Origin of the sequence: Acinetobacter sp. CIP 102136, assembly GCF_000369685.1 — a bacterium.
Taxonomy (GTDB): Bacteria; Pseudomonadota; Gammaproteobacteria; order Pseudomonadales; family Moraxellaceae; genus Acinetobacter; species Acinetobacter fasciculus.
Window position 1 is genome coordinate 174,026 of record NZ_KB850142.1, and the last position, 16,886, is coordinate 190,911.

General features: G+C 42.7%; 17 protein-coding genes. 10 read left to right on the forward strand and 7 right to left on the reverse strand.

All coding sequences use genetic code 11. The features are described from left to right. Positions 1 to 421: 421 nt before the first annotated feature. Positions 422 to 616, reverse strand: coding sequence for a hypothetical protein (locus F893_RS06300; RefSeq protein ID WP_004730396.1), 195 nt, complete (start codon positions 614 to 616; stop codon positions 422 to 424). A 503-nt stretch (positions 617 to 1,119) separates the two neighbouring features. On the opposite strand from F893_RS06300, the gene sbmA reads away from it, so the two are divergent. The 4 genes from sbmA (at position 1,120) to F893_RS06320 (ending at position 5,252) form a co-directional block, all read left to right on the forward strand. Beyond that, positions 1,120 to 2,313, forward strand: a complete 1,194-nt coding sequence (sbmA, locus tag F893_RS06305) for a peptide antibiotic transporter SbmA (RefSeq protein ID WP_005251204.1) — start codon at positions 1,120 to 1,122, stop codon at positions 2,311 to 2,313. A 686-nt stretch (positions 2,314 to 2,999) separates the two neighbouring features. Continuing rightward, positions 3,000 to 3,980, forward strand: coding sequence for a hypothetical protein (locus tag F893_RS06310; protein WP_034435981.1), 981 nt, complete (start codon positions 3,000 to 3,002; stop codon positions 3,978 to 3,980). Positions 3,981 to 4,257: 277 nt separating this feature from the next. Next, entirely contained in the window at positions 4,258 to 4,779 is a 522-nt protein-coding gene (locus F893_RS06315; protein ID WP_005251208.1) for a hypothetical protein, read from the forward strand. Positions 4,780 to 4,856: 77 nt separating this feature from the next. Continuing rightward, positions 4,857 to 5,252, forward strand: coding sequence for a lysozyme inhibitor LprI family protein (locus F893_RS06320; RefSeq protein ID WP_004279354.1), 396 nt, complete (start codon positions 4,857 to 4,859; stop codon positions 5,250 to 5,252). A 151-nt stretch (positions 5,253 to 5,403) separates the two neighbouring features. Here the strand turns inward: F893_RS06320 and F893_RS06325 are convergent, their stop codons facing one another. From F893_RS06325 to gatC, 5 genes are all read right to left on the reverse strand, one after another. Next, complete coding sequence (locus F893_RS06325; RefSeq protein ID WP_005251211.1) at positions 5,404 to 6,009, reverse strand: hypothetical protein; 606 nt, start codon at positions 6,007 to 6,009, stop codon at positions 5,404 to 5,406. A 275-nt stretch (positions 6,010 to 6,284) separates the two neighbouring features. Further along, the gene (locus F893_RS06330) at positions 6,285 to 6,917 is read right to left on the reverse strand and encodes a hypothetical protein (RefSeq protein WP_034435984.1); all 633 of its coding nucleotides are present in this window, start codon (positions 6,915 to 6,917) and stop codon (positions 6,285 to 6,287) included. A 63-nt stretch (positions 6,918 to 6,980) separates the two neighbouring features. After that, entirely contained in the window at positions 6,981 to 8,462 is a 1,482-nt protein-coding gene (gene gatB, locus F893_RS06335) for an Asp-tRNA(Asn)/Glu-tRNA(Gln) amidotransferase subunit GatB (RefSeq protein WP_005251216.1), read from the reverse strand. After that, positions 8,462 to 9,940 (reverse strand): Asp-tRNA(Asn)/Glu-tRNA(Gln) amidotransferase subunit GatA, encoded by a 1,479-nt coding sequence (gene gatA / locus F893_RS06340; RefSeq protein ID WP_005251217.1) that lies wholly within the window; start codon positions 9,938 to 9,940, stop codon positions 8,462 to 8,464. The genes gatB and gatA overlap by 1 nt, the downstream gene beginning before the upstream one ends. A gap of 52 nt (positions 9,941 to 9,992) precedes the next feature. Beyond that, positions 9,993 to 10,307, reverse strand: coding sequence for an Asp-tRNA(Asn)/Glu-tRNA(Gln) amidotransferase subunit GatC (gatC, locus tag F893_RS06345; RefSeq protein ID WP_004279359.1), 315 nt, complete (start codon positions 10,305 to 10,307; stop codon positions 9,993 to 9,995). Between the two features lie 132 nt (positions 10,308 to 10,439). Between gatC and F893_RS06350 the strand changes: the two genes are divergently transcribed. The 6 genes from F893_RS06350 (at position 10,440) to F893_RS18080 (ending at position 15,191) form a co-directional block, all read left to right on the forward strand. Further along, positions 10,440 to 11,486, forward strand: coding sequence for a rod shape-determining protein (locus tag F893_RS06350; RefSeq protein ID WP_004279360.1), 1,047 nt, complete (start codon positions 10,440 to 10,442; stop codon positions 11,484 to 11,486). Positions 11,487 to 11,502: 16 nt separating this feature from the next. Beyond that, entirely contained in the window at positions 11,503 to 12,360 is an 858-nt protein-coding gene (gene mreC, locus F893_RS06355) for a rod shape-determining protein MreC (RefSeq protein WP_004279362.1), read from the forward strand. Beyond that, entirely contained in the window at positions 12,347 to 12,838 is a 492-nt protein-coding gene (gene mreD, locus F893_RS06360) for a rod shape-determining protein MreD (RefSeq protein ID WP_005251220.1), read from the forward strand. The genes mreC and mreD overlap by 14 nt, the downstream gene beginning before the upstream one ends. Then, positions 12,826 to 13,392, forward strand: a complete 567-nt coding sequence (locus tag F893_RS06365) for a Maf-like protein (protein ID WP_005251226.1) — start codon at positions 12,826 to 12,828, stop codon at positions 13,390 to 13,392. The genes mreD and F893_RS06365 overlap by 13 nt, the downstream gene beginning before the upstream one ends. A 38-nt stretch (positions 13,393 to 13,430) precedes the next feature. Then, positions 13,431 to 14,885: a ribonuclease G gene (gene rng, locus F893_RS06370; protein WP_004646221.1), complete on the forward strand. Its 1,455-nt coding sequence runs from the start codon at positions 13,431 to 13,433 to the stop codon at positions 14,883 to 14,885. 132 nt (positions 14,886 to 15,017) lie between these two features. Next, positions 15,018 to 15,191, forward strand: a complete 174-nt coding sequence (locus F893_RS18080) for a PA1571 family protein (protein WP_004646222.1) — start codon at positions 15,018 to 15,020, stop codon at positions 15,189 to 15,191. A 208-nt stretch (positions 15,192 to 15,399) separates the two neighbouring features. Here the strand turns inward: F893_RS18080 and F893_RS06375 are convergent, their stop codons facing one another. Then, positions 15,400 to 16,782 (reverse strand): WS/DGAT/MGAT family O-acyltransferase, encoded by a 1,383-nt coding sequence (locus F893_RS06375; RefSeq protein WP_005251228.1) that lies wholly within the window; start codon positions 16,780 to 16,782, stop codon positions 15,400 to 15,402. Between the last annotated feature and the right edge of the window lie 104 nt (positions 16,783 to 16,886).

The following is a 16,886-nucleotide window of genomic DNA, read 5'->3' on the forward strand; positions in this document are numbered from 1 at the left end:
TTTTATCAGAGGATAAAAAATCGAAGGAAGACGAACTCCAGTTCTATTACTAAACTCTGAAAATAACTTGAATATTCTTTTTTTGAATCGAAACATAGGTGTTAGATGAAGTGGAGCTAAAGAGAGGAGAGATATAAAGATGTTATTGCAATGACAGAGCAGATACAAAACACGGAAAAACAGATCATCAGTGATCTTACATAGGTCAAAAAACTAAGTGATGTTTCAATTAAAAGAAATTTTTCTACTCAAATGGATGAGTCAGTTTAAAAGCAGTAAATAATGAGAGAAGAGGAAAGAAATAATTTTTTGAAAAAATAACGCAAGAGCAATCAAAGTGGAGAGAAGCTAAGGGTCGTATCATATAATTTAAGAAACCAAATTCAGATACAACCCGTCTATTTACATGAGAGAAAAATACTCAGATTTCTCGCCACACTTCATTTTCGTCTTTTAAAGGAATGGTAAAGTTAAAGTCATCATCATTACTGACCAGAAGACTGGTGGGAGTCTGCATGACCACTTTCAAAACAGTGCCTGCTTCAAAAATAATAGGGTCGCAGTTTTCTTTTTGTAGAGTCACCGGTTTAAGTAATTCAATTACTGAACTTTCCATAGTTTTTTCCAAAATAAGATTACTTTTCGATAATTAAATCATAGCATGATTTTTGAAAATTTAACTGTTTCTTCAAAAACTGAGAACTTGATCAATGACTTATTCAAATAGGGAGAAGTGCTCTATTTAGGTAAAAGATACCTAGAAGACATGCAGTATGCATGATTTTCATCCTATTCTCGTAGTGCTCAGAAGCATGAGGTTCTTTTACATAAACCCGACAGATAACAGGCATAAAAAAGTCTATCAAAATAACAAAAGGTCAAAAACATGATGATTTTTCTGTCTTTTGATATCGCTCTGCTAAATGATAAAAATCGAGAATATAAGGAAAATCATAACGTAGAGCTGAATGATAAAAATAAGTTTCTAGAGACTCGATATCCTTCTATCCTTTTTTACACTAAATGGAAAATTAATGCTTTATAACAGTAAAAATCTAAAATAAGAATAAACTATGCGTCATTTGGATGACCAAGAGACATAAGGAGAACTGGGTCGGCATGTTTAAGTCATTTTTCCCGCAACCCGTCTGGTTTTTTAGCAGCCTGATTTTGTGGTTTATCATTAATCTTGTGCTTTGGCATAGTGGCGGATCAGGATGGGGAACCTATCTGGGTTTTCCTGAAGGTTATTTTGATGAAAAGCTTACAATCGGTATCGGGCGTTTCTGGTCAGCTCAATTTATCTGGTTCTATCTCTGGTATTTCATTGCAACTACGATATTTGCGCTGTTCTGGCAATGGAAAGCCGGACACCGATGGCAGCGCTGGTCGGTCTGGGGCTCGGCATTTATTCTGTTTAATATCTGGTTCGGGGTACAGGTCAATGTCGTATTAAATGAATGGTATAGCCCGTTTTATGATCAGATTCAACAAATGCTCACTAAGGGTGGTGGGGATGTTTCATTGCTGTATCAAGGCGCATTAACCTTTAATTATATTGCGATGGTTTATGTCACTTTAGCGGTATTTAACCTGTTTTTTGTCAGCCATTATGTCTTCCGCTGGCGTACCGCGATGAATGATTATTACACCGCACATTGGGAGCAGTTACGTCATATTGAAGGTGCATCACAACGTATCCAGGAAGATACCATGCGCTTTGCCAAAACCACGGAGCAGTTAAGTGTTTCCTTGATTGAAGCGCTGATGTTGCTGATGGCATTCCTGCCGATCTTATATCAGCTCTCTAGTCATGTGAAAGTTTTACCAATTGTAGGGGAAATACCGCATGCTTTAATGTGGGCCTCGATTGGTTGGGCGGTATTGGGTACGGTCATTTTGATGGTCGTGGGAATGAAGCTGCCCGGACTGGAGTTTAATAACCAGAAAGTTGAGGCAGCCTATCGTAAAGAGCTGGTCTATGGCGAAGACTATGCTGATCGCGCACATCCGCTGACATTACAAGAACTGTTTAGCCGAGTACGCTGGAATTATTTCCGGTTGTATTTTCACTATGCTTATTTCAACATGGTTCGGATCTGGTACTTGCAGTTGGACAATATTTACGGATTATTTATTCTGTTTCCAAGTATTGCAGCAGGGGCAATTACCCTCGGTTTAATGATGCAAATCCTAAATGTGTTTGGCAAAGTGCGAGAATCTTTCCAGTACCTGATTTTGTCTTGGCCGACGATTATTGAACTGATGTCGATCTATAAACGGTTGAAAGCATTTGAATCACATATTGATTAATTTTTTCTCATATTATTATCCTGCTTTATTAGCCAAACAGTTTTAGGTTTGGCTTTTTTTAGGGCGAGTTAATTTACAGAATCCAATGGAAAATATCGATCTGACCGTTGGTCAGATGACTTGGGTAAATCGTGTCAGAACCTCCCAATATTGGGGTATTCAGATATTTTTTTCTTGTCTAGAATCCTAAGGGCCAGCCAAGATGGCGTTTAATTTCCGGTGGTTTGACGTATAAAAATAACAAATGTACGTTGAGGAAATTATTCTTATGCTGATCTTGTTCAGGCAATGTTATAGCGGATAAAAGGTAAATTTATTACCCATTATAATAAAGGTCTGTAGCGTTCCTTGAATAAGCCGCCGGAGAAGGACTCAGCCTTCTTCGGTTTTTTATGTGTTTTTTCTATCTTTTTCTTGAGTCCTGAATGGAATTGTTTATTATTTGAACTGATTTAAAAATGATACTTGTGTCAATTTTTATCACATGAAGCTTGGCATAATCAGCAAAGTTGAGGCTGATATGTGCCTTTTTACCATTTAAATATTATAGTTATCAATATCTTGTGTTTGTTGTTTTGTGCTATTTAAGCTATGTTATACGGGATTTTGGGGTTGAGATATTTGCTGTGAAGCTAAAAGTAATAATTCTAATAATAGGGGCAGCAGGTTTAGCTGGGTGTAATAGCGTGAATCGGTTGAAATCAGAGGTGTTACATCCTTTTTCCAGTCCGGAAGAACTGATTGCCAAACGGGCTTTGAATCAGCGTGATGGTAGTGCAAAAGATTATGTTTATCTTTGGGGGCAAGCTCAGAAAAATAATACGACTCAGGCCATGTATCCGCGTTCGATACTGACGCAATATTGTCATGAACAGGGCGGTAAATTTTCACTGCTGTATAAAAGTAATTTTAGTGCCGTGGCAGATGTTGCCCAACGCAAACGCCTGAGTGCCAATCGGGGTGTTGTACAAGGTAGTGGTGCCTATCAGTGTCGTATGGATGACCTGACTGAAAGTTGGATTGTCTCGATTGAGCCAACTTCTGAACGACAAGTTGATAAAACTAGCCAGACGCGTAGCGTTCGACTACTCACCCAGGTCATGACTCCTTCTCAAGCGAAAAACTTTTATCGTCCAACTAAAGCCAGGGTTGCTGTGGAGAAAACCGCCCCTGCATCGATAAAAACCACGACTCCTCCTAAGACTCCTGCCGCAAAGACGACAAATGAACTGAAGGAATCAGCACGTAAAGAACTGGAAAAGAAAGAATTAGAGCGAAAGGAATTAGAAAGAAAAGAGTTAGAGAAAAAAGAAGTGGAGAAAAAGCAGCTAGCAGCGGCATCAGCTCGAGCTACAATAGCAGAAACACCGCAACAACATCAGATGAAGATTTATGTGGCAGCGCGACGTGATATTAATAGTGGCAAGAATCTGAATAATGCCTGTAACAACGCCCAGCGTGCCTATAACTATGGCAAATTGCAGGGCACAGAGGGAACACGTGTCTATACTGAATCAGGGATGCTGGTAGCGCGCTGTTTAACCAGTGTGCCGAGTTATAGCAGCCGTTTTTCCAATGCCAAAGGTCAGGCGGTAAAAATTTTGCAAAACCTGGCCAATAATTATAATCATGCCGGAGCAAAGAATATGCTCAGGCAGGTGAAGTAGGACTATTTTTTCCTTCTTAATCCATCCTCTTTCGAGCATCCTTAAAATACATTCTGAGGATGCTTTCACTCGCCTTTTTTTTAAAGTGGCGTCTTAAAAAATGCTGAACAGAGACGGGGATTTCTAATCTCAAACTCACATTTACACTCAATACACCTAATCAGATATCGGTCTTTTGCCCGTGGCTTGTGTATTGCCATAAATTACAGAGTAATAACACGGGCAAGGTGCGAGTCTATGATACAAAGTAGCTGATTGTTAAAAAAGAGATTCGCTTATGTCACGCCAAACTGAGGTTATCCGTCGCAGATTTACAGCTAAAATTCGGTGGGGATTAATGGCAATGGCCTTGATGGCTACCACCCAAATGGCTATTGCGGGGCCAACCGTCGAGCAGCTGAGTAACTGTCTGGTGAAATCCACCACGGCAGCAGATAAAACAACGGTGCTGCAATGGACCTTTGTTGCCTTATCTGCACATCCGGAATTGAAGAAATTCAGTAATGTGAATGAAGCACAAAGAACCCAGCTGGATAAAAATTTAGCCCAAGTATTGCAGCGTATATTGGTAGAGCAATGTTCTGCACAGACCAAAGCGGTAATTGCTGCGGAAGGCGTACAAGCGGTGGGTGACAGTTTTCAGGAACTTGGACGGATTACCGGTGAGGAAATTTTAGAAAATCCTGAAGTGAAAAGTCAGCTTAAAGGTGTGCTGCGTTATGTGGATTTAAATAAACTGGTGGTCACTTTCTTGACACCGGATGTGTGGAATAAGTTGGGTGAGTTAAGAGGGAAATAACTGATTGAATGCATGCGTGCCAGGGTTCAATTATGGTATTTATTATGAATAACATAAATGAAAAGATAGGGGTTGTTATGTTCAAACGCACTGCTTTATTGGGTTTAAGTATGTTTATACTTCCTCCTGCGCTGTACGCAGGGGACAATGATTTGAGTCGGCAATACTCAAATTGTATGGATCGCTCAGGTGGCGTTACTGTAAATATGCTGGATTGTATTGCGGCCGAAACAGATCGCCAAGATACACGGTTAAATAATGCCTATAAACAGACGATGGCATCGCTGAATGCAAACCGTAAAAAACAGCTTCAAGAGGTTCAGCGTCTCTGGATTCGCTATCGTGATGCCAATTGCGATTTTTATGCCGACCCGAATGGAGGGACGATTGCAACTGTAAATAGCAATAGTTGTTACATGGAAGCGACTGCCGCACGTGCGACTGAATTAGAAAATTTAAGAGAAGAGTATTAATTTAAAAAAATCCTCTCCCTAGCCCTCATCCTTTCTTGCGCTTCATTTTAAAGCAGTGCTTTAAAACTTGCTCAGGAGAGGGAACCACGCGTATCAATTGATGACGTGGCAAGTCCTCCTTTGAAAAAGGGGGATTTGGGGGGATTAATGATTACAATAAATCAGGATAAAATTTCTCAAATTCTTTATTCACAGCTTCACCACGCAGCAAATAGCCTTTGGGTTGAATATAACTATAAATTTCGCGTGCAGGTTGTTCATGCCAGCCAATATTAAAAGCACAGAGTTTTGGGAAAAATTGCAGGTGGCTATAGTTCAGATTGTTATGAATCCAATACGCCAATTGTTGCCAGCTACTTTGGTCTTTCTCATAAAGTTCTAAAAATGATGGAATGACAATACAAGCCGTTGCCCCATAACCTTTTGCATCAGGATAGTCCCAAATATGACTGGAAAAGTTTTTCTCGTTCGTTGCGCAGTTATGTCCTTTTTCATTGCCGAGTTGGTTCACGCTTGGAGAGCGATAAGCTGAACGAATCGCAATACGTCCAAACTTGTCTTGGAGTGGCTCTAACAATTGTTGGCAAAGTTCTGTACCTGTACGGATTGCAATGTCAGGATGATCGGGGAAGTTGGGTACACCGTACCAGTTGGCGATTTCGCTATAGAGGAAGTCACGCATAAATAAAGACTTTGAAAGCTGAATACGTCCTAAGTCTTCGAGTTTAGCGATAGATGATACTTTTTTGATGCTCATATGTATTTTTATTCAGATATAAAAACCTGCTAATTAATGAGCAGGCTTTTATTAAAAAATTACCCTATAGACTTCATTAATTCAGGAATATATGGCGCTAAAGAGGACCAAAGAGTTGCGATTGATGCACTGTTTGATAATAAAGATTCGAATGCTGATTTTCTTTCAGGATGACTTTGAGCATTTTCAATATTATTTATGTCAGTATTTAGAGTCTCCTTAATTGGGTCAGATTCTCGAGAGTTATTAATAACCTCACGAATTTGGTTACAAACCTATTGTAACGCCTGGTTATAAATTTGATTAACACTCATTGTATTGTTATGACCACTTTGAATCATACTTTGCTGTATTGGTGCATTATAATTATTTTGAATAGTTGTACTGGGTTTCATTATTGGGTCAATATCATCCATTTGTAGAGTACCTTTCTGAAGTCTATATGTTTTAGTTTGCTTAAGTAGATTTAATATATCTGAAATTTGGTCAATATCGGCACAGATATATTTACAAATGTTGATCATTTCAAGGATAGACCATTCATAAAATTCAAGTTCATGGATTCTTTTTTCAACTGCTTTATATGCACTTTCACAAATATTTTTATGGTATTCGAGATTTACAGATAAATGATCTATTAACTTTTTTAGCGTCGGTGTATTGGGTGGGTAAGTTGAGTCGAATATAATACTGTTTAAAGAAATAACAGTATCGCGACCTTTACTATATATTTTTGAGATTAAAAAATTATCTTCTGGATTTAATTCTTTAATACATTCATAAAAATGTTCTATGGACTTATGATGGATAAATTGTTCTTCATATTCCTTCATATTTTGACGTTTCATTTTTATAATTTCAATTTGTTGGTCAATATCAATAATTTCATTTGTAATAGTATAAGACATAGTAAAAAAACCCCGCATTAAGCGAGGTTTTTATAACACGAAATCAATTGATTAGCGAATAAATCAACCAATCAATTTCTTCATCAATTCATTCACTTGAGCAGGGTTGGCTTTACCCTTAGACGCTTTCATCACTTGACCAACCAGACCGTTGAAAGCTTTTTCTTTACCAGATTTATACTCTTCCACCATCTTCTCGTTGGCAGCAAGAACTTCCTTAATAATTGCTTCAATCGCGCCTGTATCAGTTTCCTGTTTCAAGCCTTTTTCCGCAATAATTTCGTCTGCAGTTTTGCCTTCTTCCCACATAAAGCCGAACACTTGTTTCGCAATCTTACCGCTAATGGTGTTGTCGACAATACGTGCAATCATGCCACCCAGTTTCTCAGCAGAAACAGGAGAATCAGCAAGGTCTAGGCCAGCTTTGTTTAGAGCACCTGAGAATTCACCCATTACCCAGTTTGCCGCAATCTTACCTTGTGCAGCACCACCAGCAGCTTTAACGACTTCCTCATAAAATTCAGACATTTCACGAGTAAGTGTAAGCACGTGCGCATCGTACTCAGTCACGCCAAAGTCCGCCACGAAACGCGCACGACGAGCAGCAGGCAGCTCAGGCATTTGCGCTTTAATCGCTTCGATTTGCGCATCTGGAATCACCACAGGCAACAAGTCAGGATCCGGGAAGTAGCGGTAATCGTTCGCTTCTTCTTTAGAACGCATTGAACGCGTTTCCATTTTCACAGGGTCGAACAGACGCGTTTCCTGATCAATGGTGCCATCCCAGTCCAGAATTTCCATTTGACGTTCAATTTCAACATTGATCGCTTGTTCAATGAAACGGAATGAGTTCAGGTTTTTCAATTCACAACGTGTACCAAACGGTTGACCCGGACGACGTAACGACACGTTACAGTCACAACGGAACGAACCCTCCGCCATGTTACCGTCAGAAATACCTAACCAGCGCACTAAAGTGTGAATTGCCTTGATATAAGCAACCGCTTCTTCAACCGAACGCATATCCGGTTCAGAAACGATTTCAAGCAGCGGCGTACCGGCACGGTTCAAGTCAATGCCTGACATACCTTCGAACTGGTCATGAATCGATTTACCTGCATCTTCCTCAAGGTGCGCACGGGTTACGCCAATGCGTTTAACCGTGCCATCTTCAAGCTGGATGTCGATATGACCCAAGCCCACAATCGGGTTGTCCATCTGGCTGATCTGATAGCCTTTTGGAGAGTCCGGATAGAAGTAGTTTTTACGCGCAAATACAGACGCCTGATCGATGTAAGCATCGATACCCAGACCAAAGCGAATCGCAAGATCAACCACTTCTTTGTTTAATACCGGTAATACGCCCGGCATAGCCAAATCAACCAGGCTGGCTTGCGTGTTTGGATCATTACCGAAAACAGTCGATGAACCTGAAAAAATTTTGGTATTGGTGGCAAGCTGAGTGTGAATCTCGATACCAATAACGACTTCCCAACCATCAATCAGGTTGGATTTTGGTTTAGCCGATTTTTGAGCTTGAGCCATTATGCGTTCTCCTCAGCAATTGCAGCGCGTTTTGTATGCCAATCGGTGGCCTGTTGATACTGGTGTACCACAGACAACAATTGAGATTCTGACCAGTAATTACCAATCAGCTGTAAGCCAACTGGCAAGTTATTTTGGTCAAAACCGACAGGCGCGTTAATCGCAGGAAGACCTGCCAGATTTACCGCAAGCGTATAAATATCGCCCAGGTACATTTCAACTGGCGTTAAATCTGCACCAATTTTATAGGCAGTCGTTGGCGCAGAAGGTGCTGCAATGACATCGACCGATTCAAATGCTTTAAGGAAATCTTGCTGGATCAGGCGACGTACTTTCTGTGCTTTTACATAGTAAGCATCGTAATAACCTGCAGATAGGGCATACGTACCAATCAGGATACGGCGTTGCACTTCTGCACCAAAACCTTCTGAACGTGAACGCTTGTACAGGTCCATCAGGTCCACAGGATTTTCTGCGCGATAGCCATAACGTACGCCATCAAAACGTGATAGGTTCGAAGAAGCTTCGGCAGGTGCGATCAGGTAATAAGTCGGAACATAGCTTTCAGTCATGTTGAGGTCGATCTCAACAAGCGTAGCGCCCATTTCTTCTAACTTTTTAAGTGATTCTTCGACACGTGCTTTAACATCTTCAGCTAGGCCAGCAACATTAAAATACTGTTTTGGAATACCAATGCGTAAACCTTTTACTGAGGTAGCGTTCAGGTTCGCGACATAGTTATCTACCACTTGATCCATTGAAGTTGAATCTTTGGCATCATGACCGGCCATGACATTCATCAGGTAAGCACAGTCTTCTGCAGAACGTGCCATTGGACCACCTTGGTCTAGTGATGATGCATAGGCAATCATACCGAAGCGCGATACACGACCGTAAGTCGGTTTAAGACCGGTCAGACCACAGAATGATGCAGGTTGACGGATTGAACCACCGGTGTCAGTACCAGTTGCAAATGGTGCCAAATCCGCTGCCACAGCTGCTGCAGAACCGCCTGAAGAACCACCAGGGACATGGCCCAGGTTCCAAGGGTTGGCAGTTGCGCCGTAATATGAGTTCTCAGAGGTCGAACCCATCGCGAATTCGTCCATGTTCACTTTACCCAAAGTGACCAGGCCCGCAGCTTTACCTTTCGCTACAACGGTTGCGTCGTAAGGAGAGATAAAATTGTCCAGCATTTTTGAACCGGCAGTGGTTTTAATGCCTTGGGTACAGAAAATATCTTTGTGGGCAACTGGCACACCAGTCAGGGCAGAGGTATTGCCAGCTTTGATTGCAGCATCGGCAGCATCAGCTTGAGCCAATGCCTGTTCAGCAGTCACGGTCACATAAGCCTTGACCTGTGCATCAATTTTTTCGATGCGTTTTAAATAGTGTTGAGTCAATTCGCGGGATGAAAATTGAGCATTTGCCAAACCTTCAGTCAGTTCACGAATGGATAAGCGGTGTAAATCTGTCATGAGAAATAATTCTTTACGTTTAATTTAATAAAAAGAATGAACTGGGTAATAATTACTCAATTACGCGTGGGACGAGATACAAACCGTCCTGTACAGCAGGTGCAACTGCTTGGTATTCCTCACGATGATTGCTTTCCGACACGACATCTTCACGTAAAGGCTGTGGGTGGTCGAAAGGGCTTTTCAGTGGTTCAACACCGTCGGTATTGATGCCTTTCAGGGTTTCCATCATGCCTAAAATTTTATTTAAACTTTGAGCATATTCAGCAGATTGCGTATCATTGAGAGATAACCTTGCAAGGTTGGCAATAGCTGAAACTGTTTCTGCACTTAAATCTGCAGAATGCTGTGCATCCGATGTAGACATAATATTACCTAATCAGTATTAAAAAAATTCAAATTATCATGCGTTATGATAAGCGATTGACTTGTCCAAATCATCACATTTAGTTAAAGTGGCGACCTTGCGTCCATATAAAGTTTAACTGAGAACGTCCCCGTGATTCTAAAACGACTAATAGGCTTGTTTTCGCCCGATCTTGCCATTGATTTAGGTACAGCAAATACACTTATTTATGCGCCAGGACGAGGCATTATATTAAATGAACCAACGGTTGTAGCCATCCGTCATAGTGGTTCACATAAAATTGTTGCGGCAGTCGGTCTTGAAGCGAAGCAAATGCTAGGTCGTACCCCAGCCAATATCTCAGCGATCCGTCCGATGAAAGATGGTGTGATTGCGGATTTTGAAGTCACTGAGACCATGCTGAATCAGTTTATTCGCAAAGTACATGAAAACCGTTTATTCACTCCGGCACCGCGTGTGGTGGTTTGCGTGCCATGTAAATCGACTCTGGTTGAGCGCCGTGCCATTCGTGAAGCCGTGTTTAATGCGGGCGCACGTGATGTACGTTTAATCGAAGAGCCAATGGCAGCAGCGATTGGTGCAGGGATGCCAGTCGAGCAGGCTTGTGGTTCGATGGTGGTTGATGTGGGCGGTGGTACTACTGAAATTGCGATTATCTCGCTGCAGGGTTGTGTTTATGCCGATTCTTTACGTATTGGCGGTGATGTCTTTGATGAGCAGATCATTAACTATGTGCGTAAAGCGCATGGCTGTGTGATCGGCGAAACCACGGCTGAAGTAATCAAAAAAGAAGTGGGTATGGCGTTGCCAGATGAAGGTGCTAAACCGCTTGAAATTGAAGTTCGTGGCCGTAACCTCGCAGAAGGTGTGCCTCGCGCAATCGTGGTTAATTCTGACGAAGTCACCCAAGCGATTTCTGATCCATTACAAAACATCGTGTCTGCGGTGAAATCTGCTTTAGAACATACCCCTCCTGAGCTTTCTTCGGACATCGCTGAACGTGGTATCGTGTTAACTGGTGGTGGTGCATTACTGCGTAACCTGGACAAGCTGCTTGCCAAAGAAACTGGCCTGCCGGTGGTGGTGGCAGAAGATCCACTATCATGCGTGACACGTGGTGGCGGCAAGGTACTCGAATTTTTCGACAACCCAAATCATGACATGTTATTCGTAGGCTAAGAAAAGGATCCGGCGGGTGCAAGCACATCTGTTTTCTCGACAACCGCCATCTTTTCGCTCTTTTATAATTGCATTGGTAACATGCTTGGTGGTGCTTTTCTTTGATTGGCGCATGCCGCATGTTGTTCAACCTGCAAGGGATGTCCTGTACGCTGCTTATAATCCTATTTATGCGGTGGCCAGCTATCCGGTATTGTCGCGAGAGTGGTTGAATCAACAAACCAAGTCTGAAGCTCAATTGCGTCGGGAAAATACCGCGATGCAGGCCGAGCTGTTACAGGCACAGGTACGCTTACAAAAAATCTCTGAACTTTCTGCTGAAAATACCCGTTTGCGCGGTCTATTGGACACGCCGCTGATCATTGATGGACGTATTGAAATTGCCGAAGTGATTGGTACCGATGCCGATCCATTACGGCATATTATCGTGATCAACCGGGGTTCAAATAACGAGCTGAAAGTCGGGCAAACGGTACTGGATGACAAGGGTATCATGGGACAGATTATCAATGTCTATCCGCATAGTAGCCGGGTCATGCTGTTGTCCGATAAAGAACATTCACTGTCAGTGCGCCTGGAACATACCGGTATGCGTGCCATTGTTTCGGGCACAGGTGATCTGGGACGTTTAAAAATGGAATATGTACCGACCAGTGCCAATATCAAGGTCGGTGAAAAAGTCTATAGTTCGGGCTTGGGACAACATTTCCCGGCAGGTTATCTGGTGGGGCAGGTATCTAAAGTACAACGCCATAATTCTGGTGAATTTGCCCAGATTGATGTGACGCCTGCGGCTCAGCTGGCCGGTGGACATCATGTGGTGGTGTTATTTTCCGATTCATTAGCGATGGAGCAACCGCATGTCAATCGCTAAGATGAAATCCAGAAAGCATCGTGATCCTTTAATGGCTATTGTCATTTCGGTGATTGTGGCTTCTATTTTAATGGTCTATCCACTTTCCTATAATCTCTCGGGCTGGCGTCCGCTGTTTATGCTGATGATCATGCTCTTCTGGGTGTTATGTCAGCCAACCTGGTGCGGGATCTGGTTTGCCTTTGGTACGGGTATTTTTATTGATCTGCTGCTGGATGCACCTTTGGGTCTGAATGCGCTGAGCTTTATCATTATTGCCTTTTTAGCCCGCTTTCTGACCCGTGAACGCCGTATACTGACCTTTAATAATCTCTGGGTGATTATGGGGCTGGCGATTGTCGCATATCTGCTGATAATCTTTTTTACCCAGATTATGGCTGGCGTGCAATTTTCTTATGCACGGCACTGGATTCCGATGCTGACCAGTATTCTGGTTTGGCCTGCTATTTATTATGTGCTGAAAAAATGGCGCGTATAATTCTTGCTTCGAGCTCACCCCGGCGCCGCGAGTTGTTACAGCAACTCGGGCTGAGCTTCGATATTTACAGCCCAGAAATTGACGAATCGGTACAAGCAGGCGAGTCGGTCGCAGCCTATGTTGAACGTCTGGCACGTGCCAAAGCCGATGCCGTGGCAGAGCTTTATCCTGATGCAATTATTATTGCTGCGGACACCAGTTTGGGGGTGGATCAGGAGATTTTGGGCAAACCTGAATCCAAACAACATGCGATTGAAATGTGGACAAAAATCTCCGGTCGGTGGCATGATGTATATAGCGGTGTCTGTGTTCGTACAAAGCATGAAAAATACAGTATAGTGGTACGCACACAGGTCGAATTTCAAATCCTGAGCGCTGCAGATATGGAAAGTTACTGGGCGACAGGTGAGCCACTGGGTAAAGCAGGGGCTTATGCAATTCAAGGAATTGCAGCACGTTATATTCCAAAAATACAGGGCAGTTATTCCAATGTGGTTGGCTTGCCTTTATATGAGACAGTACAGTTATTACAGACGGTTAAGGCACTAAATTAACTGCTGAAAAGAATTCTTATAATGTTTTGAGTGTAGTTATGTCTGACGAGTTGTTGATTAACGTCACGCCGATGGAATGTCGGGTCGCGTTAATTGAAAACGGCACGGTCAATGAACTGTTTGTCGAGCGTACGGCCAAGCGTGGCCTGGTAGGGAATGTCTATAAAGGAAAAGTGGTGCGGGTCTTACCCGGCATGCAGGCTGCTTTCGTGGATATCGGACTTTCTCGTACTGCGTTTTTACATATCAATGATATGGTCTGGCCCCGCAATCAGCCAACCCCGAATGTCTTTGAGCTACTTCAACCGGGACAAGTCCTCACGGTTCAGGTGATGAAAGATATGCTCGGTACCAAAGGCGCACGCCTGTCTACCGATCTGTCGATTCCTTCGCGTTATTTGGTGCTGATGCCATATGGCAATCATATCGGTGTATCGCAACGGATTGAATCCGAGGAAGAGCGCAATCGCTTGCGTTCGATCATTGAGCGGATTCAGGCAGAACATAAGCTGCCAGGTTCAGTGATTGTACGTACTGCGGCAGAAGGGATTGAAGAAGAAGCCATTGCACAGGATATGGCTTATCTGGCCAAGCTTTGGGAATATATCCAGCGCAAGCAAAAGATTATTGCAGTACCGTCTTTGATCTTTGAAGAATTGCCTTTGCCGCAACGGGTGATTCGTGATCTGGCCAATGAAGAAACTGCTAAAATTTACGTGGATTCACGTGAAATTCATGCCAAGCTGCAGGAATTTGTCGAAGAATTTGTCCCGAATATGAAAGACCGTTTGCTGCATTATCCGGGCGAGCGGCCAATTTTTGACTTGTATAATGTCGAAGAAGACCTGCAAAAGGCATTGCAAACTCGAGTCGCATTGAAGTCTGGCGGTTATCTGATGATTGACCAGACGGAAGCCATGGCCACAATTGATGTCAATACCGGTTCTTATGTTGGTGGACGTTCGCTGGAAGATACGGTTTTTAAAACCAATATGGAAGCGACGGATGTTATCGCGCGTCAGTTACGGCTGCGTAATCTCGGCGGCATTATTATCATCGACTTCATTGATATGCAGGAAGCGCAGCATCGTGAAGAAGTGATGAAACAGTTTGAGCGCATGTTAGAACGTGACCACGCCAAGACCAAGATTACTCAGGTATCAGAACTGGGCTTGGTGGAAATGACCCGGAAACGCACCCGTGAGTCGCTGGAACATCTGCTGTGCGAGTCTTGTCCGACCTGTCAAGGACGCGGTTATGTCAAAACAGCCGAGTCAGTATGTTACGAAATATTCAGGGAGATTCTGCGTTATGCTCGTGCTTATGAGTCACAGAGTGGCTTTACTGTCGTTGCGCATCCGGCTGTTATTGATCGTCTATTAACAGCAGAAGCGCCTGCAGTCGCTGATCTAGAACATTTCATTAATCGCGTGATTAAGTTCCAGGTGGAAAATCTATATACGCAAGAGCAATACGATATCATTCTCAGCTAAAATTGTAACAGAATATCGTTAAACACTTGTTACATCTGAAATTTTACAACCGGGCCTTTATTTACAATACTAGATGCATGAATTAGCCAAAGCCGTTTCTCCCAGTTTCAGGCTTAGCAAAAGGAGTGTGTGATGAGTATGAGTAAAGCAGTAATCCATAAAGGCCTAAAACACGTATTAGAACCAAAGACTGTACATGCGGGATATATCGTCGATGAACGCGGTAATGAAGTTCAGATTACCGCGAGCATGATCCGTAACGTCTGCCATCAATTATTACAACAGTGCCGTACCATTAAAAGCTGATTGCATTTGTGCATTGTTTCTAACTTGTCAAAAAATGATTTGGATAGACATTTAAATCGAGAAGTCATCCAAAAATTCTAAAATAATTTAAAAAGATTTCCAAAAATAAAGCAAAGGGACCAGATCGGTCCCTTTATTCTGTGCTCAAAGACTGGCAAAAATGATCAGCATCTTTGGCAGTCCATCTATCTTATTTATTCATCCGCGGCTAGCTTACCGCTCGTAACTTTGGGACAGGTTCGCCATCTACAATAAGTTCAAAACGTTGAATTTCTTCTTCCAGATGTGTCAGCAAGTTCTGCATTTTCGGCAGGGCATTACGACATGCGGTCAAGCCGACTTCCAGTTTGTCTAGATAGCTGGTCATAGTGATATTCAAGGCCTGACCATCCAGTACGATGGAAGCCGGATAAAGTGCTTCAAGACGTGCACCATTCCAATACAATGGTTCTTGTGGCCCAGGTACATTGGAAATAATGACGTTAAACGCCTGACGTGTCGGCATTAAACCGGAGGCAATATTCAGACCTGCTGCACCGTAGACAAAGGCACTATAGTTCAAAATCTGGTTGGCATTCATACGTTTGAAGCGTTCTTTGGCACTCAGCACACTGCGACGTACGATCTTGAGACGTTCCAGTGGGTCTTCTTTATGCGTGCCCAGATTGGCCAGAATCATGGTAATACGGTTGGATATATCTGAATCATCACTACGAACAGAAGCTGGAACCATGGCAATTAAGGGTTTTTTCGGTAAGGCATTTTGCGATAATAAATATTCACGTAATGCGCCTGAACAAATGGCCAGGACGATATCATTAATGGTCACGCCCAATGCTTTGGAAATATGACGTAAGCGTGAAAATTCGAAAGACTGGGCTGCAAAGCGACGTGAAGCACTGACGCGTTGATTCAGAATACTGCTTGGCGCCTGAAAGCTGGATACATAATCCGGATTGCGTCCCATATCTTTCATGACGGTTTGCGACAGTTCATAAGCAACTCGTGGCGCACATTCCAGTTGCCCCTTAATGGTCTGCAGGACATTTTTAAACCTGTTAACTTTAGGTGCTTTAAGGCGTTTGGCACGTGGGCCTTCCACACACCAAGGCGGTACAATACTCTTGGCATTTGGATCATGTGAAAGCGACTTTTCGACCAGACGCATGCCAGCAATTCCATCCACCATGGCATGGTGAATTTTGAAATACATGGCAAAACGGTTTCCTTCAATGCCTTCAATGATATGACAGGTCCATAAAGGTTTGGCGCGATCAATCAGGGCACTATGTTCTTGAGAAATATAGGTCAGCAATTCACGGATACGGCCCGGTTTTGGCAGGGCAATATGACGAAAATGATGATCTAAATCAAATTCTTGGTCTTCATCCCAAAACAGGCCGTTTAAATAATTGTTAAAAGGTGGGATAGGGGAGCATTTCGAATTTTGGATATCCGTGACAAGATCCTGAATAAAGGAAGCTGGCGCATTGTCGGGAATTTGGAATAAAAATAGTCCACCTACATGCATAGGCTGCTGCCGTTTCTCTAAAGTTAAGAAAATAAAATCAATTGGATGTAATGGACGCATAGCGTGGATTGCCTCACTGCATTCTCTATGGCTTTTTTGCTAAAAGGCCTTGTTAGAATTATTACTTTAGTTTTTAAAGTATATCTTTTTTAGCATATAAATGA

Excerpts from the sequence above, each read along its gene's own strand:
- F893_RS06325 (WP_005251211.1), bottom strand. The coding sequence starts at position 6,009 with ATGAGCATCAAAAAAGTATCATCTATCGCTAAACTCGAAGACTTAGGA.
- F893_RS06320 (WP_004279354.1), top strand. The coding sequence starts at position 4,857 with ATGTTCAAACGCACTGCTTTATTGGGTTTAAGTATGTTTATACTTCCT.
- rng (WP_004646221.1), top strand. The coding sequence starts at position 13,431 with ATGTCTGACGAGTTGTTGATTAACGTCACGCCGATGGAATGTCGGGTC.
- gatB (WP_005251216.1), bottom strand. The coding sequence starts at position 8,462 with ATGGCTCAAGCTCAAAAATCGGCTAAACCAAAATCCAACCTGATTGAT.
- F893_RS06315 (WP_005251208.1), top strand. The coding sequence starts at position 4,258 with ATGTCACGCCAAACTGAGGTTATCCGTCGCAGATTTACAGCTAAAATT.
- mreD (WP_005251220.1), top strand. The coding sequence starts at position 12,347 with ATGTCAATCGCTAAGATGAAATCCAGAAAGCATCGTGATCCTTTAATG.
- F893_RS06300 (WP_004730396.1), bottom strand. The coding sequence starts at position 616 with ATGGAAAGTTCAGTAATTGAATTACTTAAACCGGTGACTCTACAAAAA.
- F893_RS18080 (WP_004646222.1), top strand. The coding sequence starts at position 15,018 with ATGAGTATGAGTAAAGCAGTAATCCATAAAGGCCTAAAACACGTATTA.
- F893_RS06330 (WP_034435984.1), bottom strand. The coding sequence starts at position 6,917 with ATGTCTTATACTATTACAAATGAAATTATTGATATTGACCAACAAATT.
- gatA (WP_005251217.1), bottom strand. The coding sequence starts at position 9,940 with ATGACAGATTTACACCGCTTATCCATTCGTGAACTGACTGAAGGTTTG.
- sbmA (WP_005251204.1), top strand. The coding sequence starts at position 1,120 with ATGTTTAAGTCATTTTTCCCGCAACCCGTCTGGTTTTTTAGCAGCCTG.
- gatC (WP_004279359.1), bottom strand. The coding sequence starts at position 10,307 with ATGTCTACATCGGATGCACAGCATTCTGCAGATTTAAGTGCAGAAACA.
- F893_RS06375 (WP_005251228.1), bottom strand. The coding sequence starts at position 16,782 with ATGCGTCCATTACATCCAATTGATTTTATTTTCTTAACTTTAGAGAAA.
- F893_RS06365 (WP_005251226.1), top strand. The coding sequence starts at position 12,826 with ATGGCGCGTATAATTCTTGCTTCGAGCTCACCCCGGCGCCGCGAGTTG.